Genomic DNA, 17,945 nt, shown 5'->3' with positions numbered 1-17,945 from the left:
TTTATAATGGACTATGAATTAGAAGAGATTTCACCCTCAGAAGTGAAACAATTATTAAAAGAAGGCAAGAAGATATCATTGATTGATGTTCGTGAGGATGAGGAAGTTGCTGAAGGAAAGATTCCCGAAGCTGTCCATATTAAAATGGGAGAGATTCCTGACCGTTTAGCCGAAATCGATAAGAATGAAGAGCATATCATTGTTTGCCGTTCTGGTCGAAGAAGTGAAAATGTGGCTTACTACTTATTAGATCAAGGGTATAAAGTAAAAAATATGACTGGCGGCATGCTGGAATATACCAAAGAATAAAGACAAAGAAACTCTCTGCTTTTTAAAGCAGGGAGTTTTTTTAAAGTTAACTATCTAAAAAAATGAACGTGTCGAAACATCAGGAAATGTGAAAGGTATTGGAGTTTTAGCCGATAGTAAGGATATACTGTGTACCTTGGAGGCTCTCATGGCATTTATACATTCGAATAAAAAAAAGTGGCTCACCATCATTGCTACTTTTTTTGTGATTCATTTAGCGGGCTCGATAGGATCGATCTTAACTCGAAATATATGGATGTATGCCTTGGAGATCAGCGCTATTTTTGTGTTTGGCATTTTTGTTTACAACATGCTGAAGGAAAAAGAAAGCTATGCCATAGATCTTGTAAAAGAAATCAAAAAACATAAAGAAACTTATGAAGAATTAGAAGCCAACAGAGTCAAGCTTCAAAATGTTTTTGATAGCATTGATATTGCCATTTGGTCACATAATCTGCAAACCAATAAACTTCTAATCACATCTGGTATTGAGAAACTTTATGGCTACCCGCTGCAGGCTTTTTATGATGATGTGAATTTATGGAGAAAAGTCATCCATCCTGAGGACATTAGGATTATGAAGCAGCGTGCCTCCGATATTGTAAAAGGATTAACAACTACAAGTGAATACCGTATCTTACGCCCGGATGGAGATATTAGATGGATTCAGGACAGGGGGATTCCTTTTTTAAATGATAAAGGAGAACTCGTTGATTTTAATTCCATTCTTATTGATATTACGGAACGCAAGCATGCAGAATTGACCATTAATCAAATGGCTTATTTTGATGAACTGACAGGACTTCCTAACCGGAATGGATTTATGGATGCCATTGAACAAAAGATGAAAGAAGTGGATCGAAAACAAGGGAACTTGGCATTATTCTTTTTAGATCTTGATTGCTTTAATGTGCTTAACGATACATTAGGTCATAGTTTTGGAGACCTTTTACTTCAAGAGGTAGCAGAATTACTAAAAAATACGATTCCCCAAAAAGATCAAGTGTTTCGAAGGGGCGGTGATGAATTCTTGATTCTCCTTGAATATAAAGATGAAACAGAAGTTACAGCGGTGGCTGAGGAAATCATCTATTCTTTTACTAAGCCATTCATGTTAAGTGGTAAAGAAGTCTTTACCACTCCGAGTATCGGAATAAGTTTATACCCGGGGAACGGTTCTGACAGTGATACCCTCTTGAAAAGAGCAGATGGCGCTCTTTACCAGGCAAAAGACCGTGGCCGTAACACGTATCAGTTTTTTACCGAACAGCACGATGGAAAGATTGAAAGAAGATTAAATTTGGAGCATGGTCTAAGAAAAGCATTAGAAAAAAACGAATTATTTCTTGTTTATCAACCTCAAGTTCGTTTTCATACAAAACAAATAACAGGTGTTGAGGCCTTGCTTAGATGGAATAAAGGCTCAGAAGGAATGATCTCTCCAGGTGAATTTATCCCAATTGCAGAAGATACGGGAATGATCTTGCTAATCGGAGAATGGGTATTAAAAAACGCATGTTTACAAGGATATAAGTGGCATCAGAATGGTTTTGATGATCTACTGATATCGGTAAATATATCTGTAAGGCAGCTTTTAGAGGAATCGTTTGTCCTAAGGGTAGAAAATATTTTGAATGAGACTCATTTCCCTGCATCTTCTCTTGAACTGGAGATTACAGAAAGTACGACAATGGAAAGTATGGAGGAAACGCTTCCTGTTTTAAACCGGTTAAGAGAAATGGGGATACGGATATCCATTGATGACTTTGGTACAGGTTACTCTTCGTTAACCTATTTAAGACAACTGCCTGTAGATACATTAAAGATTGATAAAATGTTTATTGATGATATTCTTAGAGATCCTAAAGCAGGTGCGATCGTAAAAACGATAATTGATATGGGGCATAACTTGAGTTTTCATGTTATTGCAGAAGGAATTGAAAGCTGCAATCAAATCGATTTTTTATTAGAACAAGGATGTTTGTTCGGACAAGGGTATCATTTGTTTAAGCCTTTAAAACCGGATGAACTAGAGGAGCATCTTCAAGTGAATATGGTGGTGAATTAGTAATAGACTCAAAAAGCTAATCTTAAAAAGGCTTTTTGATTCTTTTTGTGTGTTTGTGGATGAACTCGATAGTAGTTGAGTTCCGCTTCAGGCACTAGCTTTCCATGGGGGAGCGGTGAGCCTCCTGCCGCTCTGCACCATCAGCCCTCATATTCAGATGTTTTACAATAGCAGATTAGTGAAACAATACATAAGTACTTAAGTTGAAGGAGTGGATCTTTAATGAACGTTCTTATTATTGGTGCAAATGGAAATATCGGAAAACTAACAAGTAACATGCTAGCTGAACAGGGACACAAGGTGAAAGCGATGGTTAGAAAGGAAGAGCAGCAGGAGCACTTTCAGCATGAGAATATTGAAGCAGTGCTAGGTGACTTAGAGCAAGATTTTGAACATGTATTTGATGGAGTGGATGCTGCGATATTTACAGCAGGGTCTGGTGGGCATACAGGTCCTGAAAAGACAGAAGCTGTAGATTATGAGGGAGCAGTAAAATCGATCAAGTTAGCTGAGAAGCATTCTGTCGAGCAATTCATCATGGTTAGCTCACTAGCAGCAGATACACCAGAAAAAGGACCTGAAAGTCTTCAACATTATTTAAAAGCAAAGGGAAATGCGGATCAAGAATTGATGGATAGTCAATTAAACTACACGATCTTGCGCCCAGGTGCGTTGACTGACGAAGATGGCATGGGATTAATTCAAGCCAAACAAAAGCTAAATGAAACGGGATCTATACCAAGAGCGGATGTAGCGAGAACCATCGCCGCTTGTTTAGGAAATGAAAAGATGTATCGAAAAGTTTTTGAACTAATCGAAGGAGAGACTCCTATTCAAAACGCGATCGAAAATGTATAGACAAAACTAGTCAAAGTCCAACAAAGGAAAAGCATCCTCACTAAACGAATGCTCAAAAAGAGACTCATTCTTTAGGAGGATGCTTTTATAATGATACAAGTAAAAGTTTTTGATGAAGATCATGAAGCTGATCTTGAAGAAAGTGTGAATGAATTTTTAAGCAGTATCCCTCATGAACAAGTAATCGACATTAAATATCAGATTGCGGTCTGTGATAACGTACATGTAGAAAACGAAACCATGTTTTCATTTTCGGCTATGATTATTTATAAAACGTAGATTAACCAAGAGCATGATAAGCAGCATTTGTACCAGCAATATGTCCTGTAACAAAAGCCACTGTAATATTGTAACCGCCTGTATAACCATGAAGATCTAAGATTTCTCCGCAAAAGAATAATCCTTCTTGGAACTTAGATGCCATCGTTTGAGGGGCGATTTCTTTTACAGAGACGCCTCCACCTGTAACAAAAGCCTTTTCGATGGATAGCGTTCCATTCACTTGAAACGAAAAGCCCTTCATCTGTTGAGCTAGATGACGTAATGATTGCTTTGGAATTTGATCAGCAGGGCTCTCTCCATCAATCTCTGCCTGTTCAATCAAGAATAAAAGATACTTTTCAGGAAGCATGCCTCTTAGTACATTTTTCATTGCCTTTTTAGGTTCTTCTTCGACTCTTTTTTGAATCCTAGAAAGCAGTGCATCTTCATGTTCTTCTGGAAAGGTATCAATTCTCATTTCAATCGCAGGGACATTGAATTTCTTTAGCGCTTTAACAACATATTGACTGCATCGCAATGCAGCGGGTCCGGATACCCCGAAATGTGTAAATAACATATCCATCTGATGGGCTTTAATCATTTTACCTTTAGGATTCCAAACGGAAAGTGCCACGTTTCTTAGTGAAATGCCTTGAAGCGTTTTTTTCTTTATAAAGCTTTCGTTCGATGTGATCGGGACTTCTGTTGGGTACAGTTCAGTAATGGTATGGCCGGCTTTTTTTGCCCACACGTAACCATCACCTGTTGATCCTGTGTGTGGGACGGACTTGCCTCCAACAGCGATGACAATTGATTTTGTTTTTAATACATCGCCATCCTGTAAAATAACTTCATGTAATTCTTCTTTATAGTTTATCGTTTTAACCGGTGTATTTGTTCGAATCTTAACCCCTATTTCTTTGATTTTATTAAGTAATGCTTGGACTACATCGGTTGCTTTATTGGAAACAGGGAACATACGCCCATGGTCTTCTTCTTTAAGTTTAATGCCTAAACCTTCAAAGAATGAAATAATATCTTCATTATTGAACACAGAAAAAGCACTATAAAGGAAACGGCCGTTGCCAGGAATGTGCCTAATGATCTCATCAACGGGCAGACGATTTGTCACGTTGCACCGTCCACCGCCTGAAATGGCAAGTTTACGACCAAGCTTTTCTCCTTTATCTATGAGTAGGACGCGGGCACCGTTCGATGCAGCTCCAACACTGGCCATTAAACCCGATGGACCTCCTCCAATGACAATACAATCATAAATCATAACATCCCAACCTTCTTAATCGTTCAGTTAAAAATCATTTCATACAATAGCACAGCTTCATCAAAAAGGCTATTTTCAATTCCTTACTTTTTTGCAAAAAGTTAAATGAGGTTACACGAGCTTTTTATGTGATACAATACTAATAATGTTTTTTAGTCCTGTCCCAAATTAATGTGTCAGGGAATCTCTTTATTGATTTTAGTAGGAGCTGAAATAGTTTGTCGCGATTACTTCGTGGAACATTGATCTTATCTGCAGCAACATTCTTCTCAAAATTTATTGGATTGATCTTTGTTATTCCATTTGCCAATTTAGTTGAAGAAAAAGGTATGGCATTATACGGATATGCCTATATTCCTTATACGATTTTACTAAGTATCTCTACAATGGGCTTGCCACTTGCAGTTTCTAAATTCGTATCTAAATATAACGCTTTAGGCGATTATGCAGCAGGAAGAAGATTGCTTAAATCTGGATTGCTAGTCATGACGATCACTGGCTTTCTAGCATTCCTTATCCTATATATGCTAGCTCCGGCGCTTGCTCATCAGATTATCGATGAACGCGGCGGAAAAGGGAATACCATTGAAGATATAACGTTAGTAATCAGAATGGTTAGTACAGCTTTAATCATCGTGCCATCCATGAGTTTGATCCGAGGCTATTTCCAAGGTTTTCAATCCATGGGGCCTACGGCAGTCTCTCAGGTTGTTGAACAGATTGTCAGGATTCTATTCATTCTAATTGCAAGCTTTATAGTAGTAAATCTATTGAATGGGAAGATTACAACAGCTGTTGCCTTATCTACATTTGCCGCAACACTCGGTGCTGTTGCAGGGCTTATTGTCTTAATATGGTATTGGACAAAAAGAAAACCTCACCTGCAAAAAATGTATGATAAAAGTAAACCTGTTGCTGATATTTCATTGAAAGATATTTATTTCGAAACGATCAAATATGCGATCCCATTTATAGCGGTAGGACTTGCGATTCCGCTTTATCAGATGATCGATCAATTAACGATCGTAAAAACACTATCAGCCTATGGATATACCCAGGATGAATCAGAGTCTGTTTTTGCGATAATCACTCAGATTGCACATAAGCTTGTGATGATCCCTGTATCTTTAGCTACTGCACTTGCACTGACTTTAATACCGATTATCACAAAATCATATACCCAAAACAATCAAGATTTATTGCATAAACAGATCACTCAAACCTTTCAGATGGTATTGTTCTTAACAGCACCTGCAGCAATCGGTTTAGCTGTGTTGGCATATCCTGCATACGGAGCATTGTTCGGCATGCCATCCATGGAAACGGGAGGTTTCTATCTTAGATGGTATGCACCTACAGCGATCTGGTTTGCGTTATTTACTGTGACAGCAGCAATCCTACAAGGGTTGAACCAGCAGCGTTTTGCTTTCATTAGTTTAAGTGTTGGCTTTTTAGCAAAGTTATTATTAAACAAACCCTTTTTATTAGTATTTGCGGGTGCAGGATCAATCATCGCAACCAATATCGGATATACCTTATCTATACTGTTTAACCTATATATCATCAAAAAATACAGCGGATTCTCATTTAAATGGGTCTATCGAAGAACGATCCTAATGACAGTATTTATCGCCATCATGTCGGTAGCCGTAGTTTGGATCACATCCCTTTTAGGAAAGCCGGAAACAAGGCTGGATACGATTATTGAGTTAACAGTAGGTATTCTTACTGGGGGAGCGGTATACCTTTTCTTAAGTTATCAATCAGGATTGCTGACGATAATATTGGGAGACCGCATATCATTTCTTAAAAGAAGAAGATAAGAAAAACAAAAAGAAGGCTGTCTCTAGCCTTCTTTTCCCATGGATGAGGGTATTCTGTCATTATTCTTCCTTTTGTTCATCGTACCACTTAAGCTGTTTACCGATGCTGTAACCTTCAAGCGGCACTTCGTATTCGAACCCAGCTTTTTCTAGTGCGGGTTGAAGGTACTCACGGTATACCCAGCCACCATGTAGGAAGATCTTGCATTGAGAAGGTTCAACATGTTGTTTAAGTACATTTATAACGTTTGTGGCCCATTCTCTTTTTTCTGAAGTAGAAAAATTTTTGATGGAGACATTATAAGGGTCGATTTTTTGATCCTTCGTTAGAAGTCCTTCTTTTGCACTATAGAAGTAGAAATCATCATAATGTTTTTGTGCGTAATGGACGGATTTAACGAATAAAGGGCTTATGTATAAATCTATCGCTGCTGACGGGGTTGTAGCTTTTTTGCGTGCAGTGGCTAGAAGACCTATTTTCCTTTTCATTCCAATTCCTCCTATAGTACTAAAATACCCCGTTTATATTAAATTCAATCAATGTTTTACAATAATAATAGGAATAAAAGATCATACACTGGAGGTTCTTATGAGAATTGATAAATGGCTATCTAATACTGGATTTGGTAGCAGGAAAGAAGTAAAACAATTATTAAAATCAGGTGCAGTTAAGCTTAATGGAACAGTTATTAAAGATCCAAAAACTCAGGCTGATCCTGATAAAGATCAAGTTGTTGTCCATGGCGAAGAAGCTATTTATAAAGAATTTATTTATTTAATGATGAATAAGCCTGATGGGGTCATATCTGCTACGGAAGATTCCAGGCATGAAACGGTGATTGATCTCTTAGAACTTGAAGATCAAAGCTTTGAACCGTTCCCTGTTGGAAGATTGGATAAAGATACGGAAGGGCTTCTTATCTTAACAAATGATGGCCAATTAGCTCATTCTCTCCTTTCACCAAAAAAGCATGTGCCTAAAACCTATTTTGCAAAAATTAACGGATCTATTCCTGAGGACACTTATGAAAAATTTAAACAAGGTGTTGTGTTAGAAGATGGATATCATACTCAGCCCGCTAAATTAGAAGTTATTACGAACGGACTGGAGGAATCAGAAATTTACTTAACGATTACAGAGGGGAAATTTCATCAAGTAAAAAGAATGTTTGAAGCAGTTGAGAGAAAAGTCATCTATCTAAAACGAGTTCAAATGGGTAGCTTAAAACTGGATGAATCGCTGCCGTTAGGCACTTATAGAGAACTAACGGAAGAGGAACTTTCTTTGCTATCTGAAAGAAGAAATGTTTTTGAATAAATCATAAGGGGTATCTTCCAATAAAAAGGAGATGATTCCTATATGAGATTATATGCTGATCGGATAATAGGTGCACAAGCTGAACACGATGCAGCTCCTCAGGATGAACACAAAGTGAACGATATTCTTTTCAACATGTATGATCATCGTTTATGTTACTTCACTTTTACCATAGAAAATAGAAGTCCTAATCATGAGGCAATGCCTGCTGATAGGCATATGGAATCTGTTGTCGCAGCAACGTCAGGGATTGGAACTCAACATACACCGATGACCGGAAGCGCCTATCCGGAAGCAACTTATAAGGATGTTAAAGAAACTTACTTTATTCCATGGCATCAAATCGTAGATGTTAATGAAGAAAAGCTTGTATTTAAAGGAAACGAACGGCAAAAGGAAGAACCAATTGAGTGTTACTCATATAAAGCCATAAAGGATTGGCCAGTGATTGATCAAAGTGGTGAAACGGTAGGAAAGATTAAAGATCTCGTGATGGATACAGAAAGGAAACAGGCTGTAGGTTTTGTTCTTTCCGAAGGATTCTGGAAAAGTTTATTGGGCCACGAAGAAAAGTATATGCCGATTACTGGCCAACCTGATTGGAAAACAAAAGAGTGGAAAATCGAACGTACGCCAGACCTGCTGCTCAAAAACAGTCCTGAAGAGTTATAATCATAAAAAAAGTTCCCGCATTCATTCAGCGGGAACTTTTTGTTTTATGCTTATCCATATATATTCTTTGCTTGTTTTTTTATGATACTTTTACTTTCTTGGTTGTCGTTTCCCATATTCCACGGGCAGGACTTGTTACTAAATTGTTATACGAAAGTACATTTAAATCCCGTTGGATCGTTCGCTGTGTAGTTCCAAATTCTTCAACTAATTCTCGTGTTGTTACAGTACCTTTCTTGCGAATAAACAAATACAGGGCTTTTACACGATTTAACATTCTGTCAGTTGAAGGACTCAAAAAACCACTCCTTGTTAAGTTTGTTGTTAACATACTATATGATACCAATCAAAATTTAATGAAGTATGAATGTAAGGTTACAATTATTTAAATTTGTACAAAACCATGATTCTAAAAAACAAAAAGCGAAGAATCCCTAAACGGTTTCTTCGCTGCGTAAGCCAATTGTTCATCATGTAAGTTTCAAAAAGATGTCTGTGCGGCTATGCAGCAAAACCTTTGTAACGAACATATAATCCTCACTTAAGGAATATTTGTCAGTTCAGGTAACACACCACACCTCCCATTTACGCATCATTATACACGAAAACAAAAAAATGTCAATACCGTTTTTTTACCAATACTTAGAAAAGGAACAATAACAAAAAAGAATAATTTAAGGTACAATAAAAAAGTTAATGAAGTAAATGGACTCTATTTGTGGGTTCCATATGGTTTTAAGCAAAAGTGAAAAGGTGGGTTTGTGATGATTAATTGGACAAATGAAGTTGAAATAAGAAAAGAAAATCTAATAGAAGATACGAAAGGTCTACTGAGAATCAAAAGTATCTTGGATGAAACTAAAGGAACACAAGGTGCTCCATTTGGCCCTGAAATACATAAAGCTTTGACGTATCTGTTAGACCTTGGAAGTGAAGCGGGGATGACTGCTAAAGACATAGATGGATATTCCGGTCACTTAGAAATGGGAAGTGGAGAAGCATTAGTCGGGATTCTTTGTCACGTAGATGTTGTACCTGCTGGTGAAGGATGGTCCGTCGATCCATTTGGAGCAGAAATTAAGGACGGGAAAATTTATGCCAGAGGTGCAATGGATGATAAGGGGCCTACGATGGCTGCTTTTTATGCGATGAAGATCATTCAAGAATTAAATCTTCCCTTGTCCAACAGAGTTCGTATGATTATAGGCTGTGATGAAGAAAGCAATTGGCAATGTGTTAAACATTATTTTCAAACCGAAGAAATGCCTGATTTCGGATTTGCACCTGATGCAGATTTCCCGATCATTAATGCCGAAAAGGGGATTTTTGATGTTGAGTTTTCTTTAAAAAATGCTAATGATGAAAACAGGAATAGTTTACAGCTTGTCTTATTCGAATCAGGACAACGTTTGAATATGGTTCCGGATCGCGCAATAGCAAAAATAAAAGGAAGTGATCTAGAAAATATCGAGAAAGCATTTGCTGAATATGTAGAAAAAAAGGGAATTCCATATCATTCTTTTATACAAGGCGGAGAATTAACGCTAAAGACAGAAGGAAAATCGGCACATGGCAGTACACCTGATGTCGGTATAAATGCAGGGTTAGAGCTTGCAATATTTTTGAATGAGCTCCCTTTTGAAGGTCAAGGAAGAGCGTTTTTGTCATTACTTGAGAAGGTAACAGGAGAACATACAGGCAATAAACTTGAGATTGCAGCAGAGGATGAAGCAAGCGGTCAATTAACCGTAAACGTCGGAGTCATGAAATATAATTCCGAAGGCGGAAAAGTTGGAATGAATATCCGTTATCCTGTAACTCATGACAGTGAAAAAATCGAAAAAACATTATTTAAAAAAGCGGAAGAGGATAATTGGGACCTCAGAATCATCGAAAATAATCCACCAAACTATGTGGATGATCAACATCCTTTGATCAAAACGCTCCAAAACGTTTATGAAGAACAGACAGGAGAAAAAGGTGAATTGATTGCGATTGGAGGAGGTACGTACGCTAGATCTCTTAATACTGGGGTAGCATTCGGTGCATTGTTCCCAGGACGAGAAGATGTGGCTCATCAAAAAGATGAATATATGTACATTGAAGATTTATTGAAAGCGACAGCTATTTACGCACAGGCTATCTACGAGCTCGCAAAATAGGTAAGAAAGAGAAGAGGGAAACATCATGAACAAAACGTTTGATCAAACCTCAATTAGTTTAAAAGGCTTTTATCTGCTTTTCTTTTTTGGTCTTGGAAGCTTATTTCCCTTATTGGGGGTTTATTTTAAAGAAGAAGTCGGACTAAGTGGAACCGAAATTGGGACCTTAATGTCCATCAGTCCCGTGGTCATGATCTTTGCTCAGCCCATCTGGGGAATGATCACGGATTTCACCCAACGTCCGCGTTCAGTTCTTGGCTTAACTTTAATTCTCACAGGCGGATTGGGATTCAGCATATTAATATTGGATTCGTATCTGTGGCTTTTGCTGCTGCTGATCTTATTCTCTTTCATGCAGAGTGCTCTTGTACCTGTTTCTGATAGTATATTGCTTAATTATGTTCAAAAAGAGAACAAGCAGTATGGGAACTATCGATTATTTGGTGCTGTTGGGTTCGCGATAGCGGTATTTATTGCAGGAAGATTTGCTGAAACTTTTGGTACAAGTGTGATTTTTTATATGTTTACTGCTGTTCTTTTTCTATGTGTTTTGTTTGTATTTAAGATGCCAAAAGAAAATCAGTCACTCAAAACGAATATGAAAAAGGGTATTGATAAGCTCATCAAAATGCCATCTTTTATTATTTTTCTTTTTGCTACATTCCTTGTGTTTGGGCCGATTTTTGCAAATAACTTTTATTTTGGTTTTTATGTTCAAGAAACGGGAGGCACTTTAGCAGGTGTTGGTTTAGCCTTCTTGCTGGCTGCGGGAAGTGAAGCACCATTTATGAAATTTGCAGGACTAACGATAAAAAAATGGGGTATGATGCAGATCATGATGTTTGCAGCAGCCGTTTCTGCTGTTCGCTGGACGTTCTATTTTTTCGAACCCTCTTTTCCAATAGTGTTGGCCACGACTGTTGCACAAGGTTTTTCAGTGGGACTATTCATCCCAGCAGCTATGGAATATATACGAATGTATACACCAAGTGAAGTAAGGGCAACTGCGGTTTCTTTATATTCAGCTGTAGGAAATGGACTAGGTTCGTGGTTTTGTACATTTGTTGGAGGAGTCATTTTTGATAAATATTCGATCTTTTATACGTACCTATTCTTTGGTGTTCTTTCGTTTGCGGGTCTATTGATGGTCATTATTCTTTCAAAGATGGAACAAGAACCCGCTCTTGTTCATAGATCTATTTAAAGTACATTGAAGTATTCTCTACTATTGAATAGATCTTTTAAAATATAGCGAAGAAAAAGACATCCCCCAAAAATATGGGATGTCTTTTTTTGTCTTATGAATCAAATTGAAATAGGTCGCTTGATAGATAGCGTTCGCCTGAGTCGCATGTCATGCAGATCACTACTTCTTCTTTTTTGCGTTTTTCGGCAATCTTTAAAGCTGCGAAAACAGCAGCTCCTGAAGACGGTCCAACCAGGATCCCTTCTTCTGAAGCAAGACGTCTTGTAATGTTATAAGCATCTTCATCATTTACCTGAATGATTTCATCATAGACGTTTTGGTTTAGGATAGTGGGTATGAACCCTGGGCTTGTTCCTACTAGTTTGTGTTTACCGGGTTTTCCCCCTGAAAGTACGGGAGAGCCTTTAGGTTCGACAACGTGAACCGTAAGTTCAGGAAACATTGATTTGAGCGTTTCCCCTGTACCAGTTATAGTTCCTCCTGTTCCAGCTGGGGCGATAAACGCACTGAACGGTTTTCCGATCTCTTCAATGGCTTCTTTTATTTCAACCGCTGTACTATGACGGTGTGCATCCGGATTCGATGGGTTTTCAAATTGCATGGGCATGAAGCTGTTTGGAATCTTTTCTGCAAGTTCCCTTGCCTTTTTTATCGCACCAGGCATTTTTTCATCTCCGGGAGTCAGTACAACTTCTGCTCCATAAGCTTTTAACAAATTTATTCGTTCTTCTGTCATCGTATCTGGCATAACGATTATCGATTTATAACCTCTTGCTGCAGCGTTCATCGCAAGACCGATTCCTGTATTTCCGGAGGTAGGTTCGATGATCGTAGCACCTTCTTTTAGGTCGCCTTTTTTCTCAGCTTCAATAATCATATTGTAAGCAGCCCGATCTTTTAGACTTCGGCTCGGATTGTAGTACTCGAGTTTAACATACACGTCTGCCCCGTCTTGATGAGGCAAGCGGTTCAATTTAACAATAGGTGTATCTCCGATCAATTCCGCTATGTTGTTTACGACTGTCATTTATTGCACTCCCTTATTATTGCTTTTATTAGTATAACAAATAAACCATTCGGTAAAAAAGCAGATAGGGGGAAACGTTTATCTGATAGAATAAAAATGGAAAGCGGTGAAAGTTATGGAAAGACATTTTTTTATTGCTCTTAAGCTTCCGGCTGATCTGAAAAAGGCCCTTCATCACATGTGCCAAGAAATAAAAGAGGACAACTCCTTTAAAACATGGGTTCATCCCGAGGATTATCATATTACTCTTACCTTCTTAGGGAAAGCATCACAAGATCAATTAAAACAACTGCCTTCTTTACTAGAAGAAGTCGTTCAAAATGAAAAAACCTTTGAATTATACATGAACCATTTTGGTTTCTTTGGAAACAAAGAGCGACCAAGAATTTTTTGGGCAGGGGTTGAGGAACAGGTTAAATTGTATAATCTGCAAAATCAGATAGCACTTGCGTGTGAAAAAGCTGGTTTTAGCTTAGAAAAAAGATCATATTCTCCACATATTACGCTTGCACGAAAACTACTGGATTCTTCAACATACCCGGTGGATTCAGAAAAATGGTGGAACGATTACGGAAGAGACAGTCATTTTCTAGCTGAACAAGTGGTTCTATATGAAACTCATTTTGAAAAGCAGCCGAAATATCATATTGTACAATCCTTTTCATTACAGAGATAAACAGTAAAAGGAGGGGGAGGCCGGAATGGCACAGCTTGTTAAACTACAAGATTATGTTTCACGTTATGAAAAGAACGTATATCATTATCAAGCTCTATTTATGCGAATTAAGGAAAATCGCAGAAAAAAGTATTATTCTGACCATGAAAAAGAGACCCGTTTGCTTCACCAAAAGGAATTTAGAAAAAGGCTTTTTCAAAACCAAATGAATTGGGCTACATCAACTGTCAAAGAGATCTCGACGGTTGAGCCGAAATATTTTAAAGACCAGCGGCTGCAATTTTTAACACAGAATATCCCTGATAATTATTTTTTATTCTACGAACCTGTATTACGAATAAAGAATGCACTTGTTGAACTTGATATCTTATTGGTGGGCCCTGCAACAATATCGCTTATTGTCTGGATGAGCGGTGAAGGGATCTGGCAGGAAGACGAAAATAACCGGTTTTGGAAAAATGCCAGTCTTGAAAAAAAGGAAACAAGATTAAGTCCTCTTATCAGGCTGGAAAGAATGAACCGACTTATCAAAGAGTGGGCTGAACCATATAAAGAACAGCTTTCCATTCAGCAATCCATACTAGCACCTGATGCCTATATTGATCTATCAAACGACTGGAGAAAAATTCAATTTGCGGATAAACGGAACTTTAAAGAATGGTATAGGCGAATGGTTAATGAACCCGCTCCTGTTAAGCGTCAGCAATTAAAATTTGTTGCAGATCTCTTAAATATGGGTGTAACAAATTCGCTATATCGAAAAGATCCTTTGAATGATGAGTCTGAGGGAAGCTTTGAAGGAATTTGATAGATAATGTCGAATTTTTTAATGTAAAATGAACAATCGAGGACTCATTCATGAAAAGATATTTTTTTATAATAAATGCAAATAACTCAGAAGCAGTTAAGGTATTCAATCACTTAAAAAAAGAATTAGATCAAGAAGAGACACCCTATCGTACCTTTTATACAGAACATAAAGGGCATGCTGTTGAAATCGCTAAGAAAATTATTTACGTAAACAAAGATTCGATTAAAGCCATCATCGCAGTAGGTGGAGACGGAACCATTCACGAGGTTTTCAATGGGATAAAAGATGATCCTGAAATTCCTCTTGGCTTCATTTCTAGCGGTTCAGGAAATGATATCGTTCGTGTATTTGCTCCAAAAGTAAAAAGTGTAAAGAATCAAATTAATTACATAAAAAGAACAAGGCTGATTAAAAGTGATTCCGGTGTAATTCGAATGATTGGAAGAAGTAAGAAAGATCAAGTATTTTTAAGTGCGATCGGCATCGGCCTCGATGGAGAAGTAGCGAAATATACAAATGAAGCTCGTTATAAAAAAGTACTTCACAAGTTAAGATTAGGGACTTTTGCATACGTTATCACTTTATTTAAAGTGTTGAAATCGTATAAACCGGTCTCTATAGAAGTTGAGATTGATGGGCAGGTCCATACATTTAACTCGGTCTGGCTTGTCGCTATTGGAAACTTGCCCTATTATGGAGGGGGTATGAAAATATGTCCAGAAGCTCGTTACAACGATGGAAAACTTGATGTTTGTATTGTACATACGATCACAATACAAAAACTTCTTATGCTTTTTGTTTTTGTTTTTTGGGGCGGACACGTAAAGTTTAAAGGAGTTTCACAGTTTATTGGCCGTACGATTAAAGTGAGTACAAATCAACCTGTTGCGGTTCATGCAGATGGTGAATATAAAGGAACAACACCTGTTTCCATCGAGATTAATCCTTCGTCTGTGCCGATAAAAGTCTAAAATCTATTAATACTTGAGTGGTGAAGAAAATGAAATGGACCGACTTTTTTAATATTGCACTGTTTTCGATCCTTTGGGTTGCGTTGATTCAGAAGAAACCGGGTATAAAAGAATGGTTGTCAGATCTGACTAGCGGAAATCTGATATGGGGGATAATTATTCCGATCATCCTGTACGCAGCTTTAGTGATTACAGGAAGAGTCCTGAAAAATAAATATTTAACCGATTAGTGAGAGCGGGACATCGCTCTCTCTTTTTCATATGAACGAATAACCATTTGAATTTAAGTTCAATATGATGTAATAGCAGACTAAAGGGGTGTGAACAGGGTTGGAGAACGTTGAAACAATAGCTTATATTGATGACTTTTCACTAATAACGATAGTAGCTAAAAAGCCTTTTTCAATCATACCATCGTTTGGATTATTACAAGCGGATGGGATTATACATTCCTTAATATTACTGAAACAAGAAAATTATCATAATAAATATATTTACAAATGTAAATCTCCAATTCAAATCGTTATGGGCAAAGGTTATTGGATAAAGATAAACGAAGATCAAATCCCTCTTAAAATAGGCAGTATAGTTCGAACAGAGCAATTTGATGCGCTCTTTTTTGAAGATGGTCCTCTTGGCGCTCTTTATTCACCTGGTTCTACAGTCTTCAGAGTATGGTCTCCTGTTGCTGTTGAAATGCGGCTAAAATATAAACGTGTAGGGGAAATCGGTTTTTCAGAAGCAAGCATGGAACGAACAGAAAAAGGAGTATGGCAATTCACATTAAAAGGTGACCATCATTTAACAGAGTACATGTACAAAGCTAACGTTAATCATGAGTGGGTAGAAACAACAGATCCCTATGCACGTTCCGTAACCATTAATGGTGAGAGGTCCGTCGTCATCGATCTGCAGAAAACGGATCCTGACCAGTGGCACCGTTCCGAAAAAAGGATGAATCTTCGTTCGAAAACCGACAGTATCATCTATGAACTACACGTTAGAGATTTCACGATACACCCCGACAGTGGTGTGAGACATAAAGGTAAATATCTCGGTATAACCGAAAGAAATACAAAAACATCTACTGGAATGATGACGGGGCTAGATTATCTAACAAGTTTGGGGATTACGCATGTTCAGTTAATGCCAGTCGCAGACTTCGGAAGTGTAGATGAAACAAAACCAGATTCCCAATATAACTGGGGATATGATCCTGTTCATTTCTTTGCACCGGAGGGGTCATATGCAACCGACCCCAGCCATCCAATCTCGCGGATTCAAGAATTGAAAACATTAATTCGAACGCTGCAAGACAATGGACTCTCGGTTATCTTAGATGTCGTATTTAATCATGTCTATATTTTAGAAGAATCCTCTTTTGAAAAGCTGGTGCCCGGCTACTATTTTCGATATGATGCAGGCGGAAATCCTGTGAACGGTACAGGGGTTGGAAATGATACAGCCTCAGAGCGTAAAATGGTTCGAAAGTTCATTATAGATGCGCTTTTATATTGGTTAAATGAGTATAAAGTCGACGGTTTTCGCTTTGACTTAATGGGAATACATGATGTAGAAACAATGAATATGGCGGCTCAAAAACTAAAATCTTTAAATCCTGGAATCTTTTTGCTTGGAGAAGGCTGGGACTTGAATACGAATCTCGAACCAGATAAAAGAGCTACCTTAGCCTCAGCAAAAGCCCTTCCTGATTATTCGTTTTTTAACGATTCCTTTCGCGATAGTGTAAAAGGAAGTATATTTACTGATGGTTCTGCAGGATTTATAAATGGCAATCAGGATGATTCCATGAAAGATAAAATACTGAAATCCGTAAAAGGGTACTCCGGAACAGATGACAAGTTTTCATCTCCAAAACAAAGCATTAATTATACAGAATGCCATGATAACCATACGTTATATGATCTGTTAAAGATCCGTCATCCAGATGAAAATGAATGGCAACGAAAAAGGCGTCAGCAGCTTGCACTTGCATTTACCTTATTTTCACGAGGAGTTCCATTTATTCATTCGGGGCAGGAGTTTTATCGTACAAAACATGGGGCTGAGAACAGCTATAATATGCCAGACCGAATTAATGCACTGAATTGGCATGATTGTGAAAAAAACAAAAAGGATGTTAAATACTTTCAAGAGTTGATTAAGATTCGAAATGAACAGCCTATCTTTCGTGAAGAGGAAAGCAGGATTAAGCAGTTACATGGACTGCCCGAAGGTGTCTTTGGTGTGGAAATCAATCATTCTTTAACCGATAAAAAGGTTAGGGATTTTCATTGGGCAAAAGTATTGCTTATCTTCAATCAAACTGTAAATGCGGTTGAGATTCCGATCATTTCCGGATCTTGGAGAATCGCGATTGAAGACGGAGAACGTACGATAAAAAAATTGGATTCAAGTACGTATGTAATTCATCCCTTATCATTTTCTTTAATCGTACACGATGAGATTTGATGTCTTAATATTCAAGTGCTTTTATTGA

The 17,945-nt window shown here is 37.8% G+C and carries 18 protein-coding genes; 14 read left to right on the top strand and 4 right to left on the bottom strand.

Annotated features, from left to right (window positions below; all coding sequences use genetic code 11):
- Positions 1–6 precede the first annotated feature (6 nt).
- From M3206_RS05435 to M3206_RS05420, 4 genes are all read left to right on the top strand, one after another.
- Entirely contained in the window at positions 7–309 is a 303-nt protein-coding gene (locus M3206_RS05435) for a rhodanese-like domain-containing protein (protein ID WP_251311476.1), read from the top strand.
- Between the two features lie 148 nt (positions 310–457).
- Positions 458–2,377, top strand: coding sequence for a putative bifunctional diguanylate cyclase/phosphodiesterase (locus tag M3206_RS05430; protein ID WP_251311475.1), 1,920 nt, complete (start codon positions 458–460; stop codon positions 2,375–2,377).
- 222 nt (positions 2,378–2,599) lie between these two features.
- Positions 2,600–3,235, top strand: coding sequence for an SDR family oxidoreductase (locus M3206_RS05425; protein WP_251311474.1), 636 nt, complete (start codon positions 2,600–2,602; stop codon positions 3,233–3,235).
- Between the two features lie 90 nt (positions 3,236–3,325).
- Complete coding sequence (locus tag M3206_RS05420; protein WP_251311473.1) at positions 3,326–3,514, top strand: sporulation protein Cse60; 189 nt, start codon at positions 3,326–3,328, stop codon at positions 3,512–3,514.
- Position 3,515: 1 nt separating this feature from the next.
- On the opposite strand, the gene M3206_RS05415 is transcribed toward M3206_RS05420, so the two are convergent.
- A complete protein-coding gene (locus M3206_RS05415; RefSeq protein ID WP_251311472.1) occupies positions 3,516–4,778 on the bottom strand; it encodes an NAD(P)/FAD-dependent oxidoreductase in 1,263 nt (420 codons plus the stop codon).
- A gap of 218 nt (positions 4,779–4,996) precedes the next feature.
- Between M3206_RS05415 and M3206_RS05410 the strand changes: the two genes are divergently transcribed.
- Positions 4,997–6,601: a putative polysaccharide biosynthesis protein gene (locus M3206_RS05410; protein WP_251311471.1), complete on the top strand. Its 1,605-nt coding sequence runs from the start codon at positions 4,997–4,999 to the stop codon at positions 6,599–6,601.
- Positions 6,602–6,661: 60 nt separating this feature from the next.
- Here the strand turns inward: M3206_RS05410 and M3206_RS05405 are convergent, their stop codons facing one another.
- Entirely contained in the window at positions 6,662–7,090 is a 429-nt protein-coding gene (locus tag M3206_RS05405; RefSeq protein WP_251311470.1) for a DUF6884 domain-containing protein, read from the bottom strand.
- Between the two features lie 100 nt (positions 7,091–7,190).
- Between M3206_RS05405 and M3206_RS05400 the strand changes: the two genes are divergently transcribed.
- Together M3206_RS05400 and M3206_RS05395 are read left to right on the top strand one after the other, a co-directional pair.
- The gene (locus tag M3206_RS05400) at positions 7,191–7,919 is read left to right on the top strand and encodes a pseudouridine synthase (protein WP_251311469.1); all 729 of its coding nucleotides are present in this window, start codon (positions 7,191–7,193) and stop codon (positions 7,917–7,919) included.
- A 42-nt stretch (positions 7,920–7,961) separates the two neighbouring features.
- Complete coding sequence (locus M3206_RS05395) at positions 7,962–8,591, top strand: PRC-barrel domain-containing protein (protein WP_251311468.1); 630 nt, start codon at positions 7,962–7,964, stop codon at positions 8,589–8,591.
- Between the two features lie 79 nt (positions 8,592–8,670).
- Here the strand turns inward: M3206_RS05395 and M3206_RS05390 are convergent, their stop codons facing one another.
- Positions 8,671–8,889 carry a DeoR family transcriptional regulator gene (locus M3206_RS05390; protein WP_251311467.1) on the bottom strand — a complete coding sequence of 73 codons (219 nt, stop codon included), beginning with the start codon at positions 8,887–8,889 and terminating at the stop codon, positions 8,671–8,673.
- Between the two features lie 466 nt (positions 8,890–9,355).
- On the opposite strand from M3206_RS05390, the gene pepV reads away from it, so the two are divergent.
- On the top strand, positions 9,356–10,753 hold the full coding sequence (gene pepV / locus M3206_RS05385; protein ID WP_251311466.1) for a dipeptidase PepV: 1,398 nt from the start codon (positions 9,356–9,358) through the stop codon (positions 10,751–10,753).
- Between the two features lie 25 nt (positions 10,754–10,778).
- A complete protein-coding gene (locus tag M3206_RS05380) occupies positions 10,779–11,957 on the top strand; it encodes an MFS transporter (protein WP_251311465.1) in 1,179 nt (392 codons plus the stop codon).
- Between the two features lie 94 nt (positions 11,958–12,051).
- Here the strand turns inward: M3206_RS05380 and cysK are convergent, their stop codons facing one another.
- A complete protein-coding gene (cysK, locus tag M3206_RS05375; RefSeq protein WP_251311464.1) occupies positions 12,052–12,987 on the bottom strand; it encodes a cysteine synthase A in 936 nt (311 codons plus the stop codon).
- A gap of 115 nt (positions 12,988–13,102) precedes the next feature.
- On the opposite strand from cysK, the gene thpR reads away from it, so the two are divergent.
- From thpR to pulA, 5 genes are all read left to right on the top strand, one after another.
- Complete coding sequence (gene thpR / locus M3206_RS05370; RefSeq protein WP_251311463.1) at positions 13,103–13,663, top strand: RNA 2',3'-cyclic phosphodiesterase; 561 nt, start codon at positions 13,103–13,105, stop codon at positions 13,661–13,663.
- Positions 13,664–13,688: 25 nt separating this feature from the next.
- The gene (locus M3206_RS05365; RefSeq protein WP_251311462.1) at positions 13,689–14,471 is read left to right on the top strand and encodes a hypothetical protein; all 783 of its coding nucleotides are present in this window, start codon (positions 13,689–13,691) and stop codon (positions 14,469–14,471) included.
- Positions 14,472–14,521: 50 nt separating this feature from the next.
- Positions 14,522–15,445: a diacylglycerol/lipid kinase family protein gene (locus tag M3206_RS05360; protein ID WP_251311461.1), complete on the top strand. Its 924-nt coding sequence runs from the start codon at positions 14,522–14,524 to the stop codon at positions 15,443–15,445.
- 29 nt (positions 15,446–15,474) lie between these two features.
- On the top strand, positions 15,475–15,675 hold the full coding sequence (locus tag M3206_RS05355; RefSeq protein ID WP_251311460.1) for a hypothetical protein: 201 nt from the start codon (positions 15,475–15,477) through the stop codon (positions 15,673–15,675).
- A 100-nt stretch (positions 15,676–15,775) separates the two neighbouring features.
- On the top strand, positions 15,776–17,917 hold the full coding sequence (gene pulA / locus M3206_RS05350) for a type I pullulanase (RefSeq protein WP_251311459.1): 2,142 nt from the start codon (positions 15,776–15,778) through the stop codon (positions 17,915–17,917).
- Positions 17,918–17,945: the final 28 nt, after the last annotated feature.

This window comes from Fictibacillus phosphorivorans (assembly GCF_023715845.1).
Classification (GTDB): domain Bacteria; phylum Bacillota; class Bacilli; order Bacillales; family Fictibacillaceae; genus Fictibacillus; species Fictibacillus phosphorivorans_D.
Note: the sequence above shows the minus strand (reverse complement) of the source record. Positions and strands in the feature narration are given on the sequence as shown.

Bases quoted from the DNA above. Each gene is read 5' to 3' on its own strand.
- M3206_RS05435 (WP_251311476.1), top strand. From the start codon at position 7: ATGGACTATGAATTAGAAGAGATTTCACCCTCAGAAGTGAAACAATTA.
- M3206_RS05430 (WP_251311475.1), top strand. From the start codon at position 458: ATGGCATTTATACATTCGAATAAAAAAAAGTGGCTCACCATCATTGCT.
- M3206_RS05425 (WP_251311474.1), top strand. From the start codon at position 2,600: ATGAACGTTCTTATTATTGGTGCAAATGGAAATATCGGAAAACTAACA.
- M3206_RS05420 (WP_251311473.1), top strand. From the start codon at position 3,326: ATGATACAAGTAAAAGTTTTTGATGAAGATCATGAAGCTGATCTTGAA.
- M3206_RS05415 (WP_251311472.1), bottom strand. From the start codon at position 4,778: ATGATTTATGATTGTATTGTCATTGGAGGAGGTCCATCGGGTTTAATG.
- M3206_RS05405 (WP_251311470.1), bottom strand. From the start codon at position 7,090: ATGAAAAGGAAAATAGGTCTTCTAGCCACTGCACGCAAAAAAGCTACA.
- M3206_RS05400 (WP_251311469.1), top strand. From the start codon at position 7,191: ATGAGAATTGATAAATGGCTATCTAATACTGGATTTGGTAGCAGGAAA.
- M3206_RS05395 (WP_251311468.1), top strand. From the start codon at position 7,962: ATGAGATTATATGCTGATCGGATAATAGGTGCACAAGCTGAACACGAT.
- pepV (WP_251311466.1), top strand. From the start codon at position 9,356: ATGATTAATTGGACAAATGAAGTTGAAATAAGAAAAGAAAATCTAATA.
- M3206_RS05380 (WP_251311465.1), top strand. From the start codon at position 10,779: ATGAACAAAACGTTTGATCAAACCTCAATTAGTTTAAAAGGCTTTTAT.
- cysK (WP_251311464.1), bottom strand. From the start codon at position 12,987: ATGACAGTCGTAAACAACATAGCGGAATTGATCGGAGATACACCTATT.
- thpR (WP_251311463.1), top strand. From the start codon at position 13,103: ATGGAAAGACATTTTTTTATTGCTCTTAAGCTTCCGGCTGATCTGAAA.
- M3206_RS05365 (WP_251311462.1), top strand. From the start codon at position 13,689: ATGGCACAGCTTGTTAAACTACAAGATTATGTTTCACGTTATGAAAAG.
- M3206_RS05360 (WP_251311461.1), top strand. From the start codon at position 14,522: ATGAAAAGATATTTTTTTATAATAAATGCAAATAACTCAGAAGCAGTT.
- M3206_RS05355 (WP_251311460.1), top strand. From the start codon at position 15,475: ATGAAATGGACCGACTTTTTTAATATTGCACTGTTTTCGATCCTTTGG.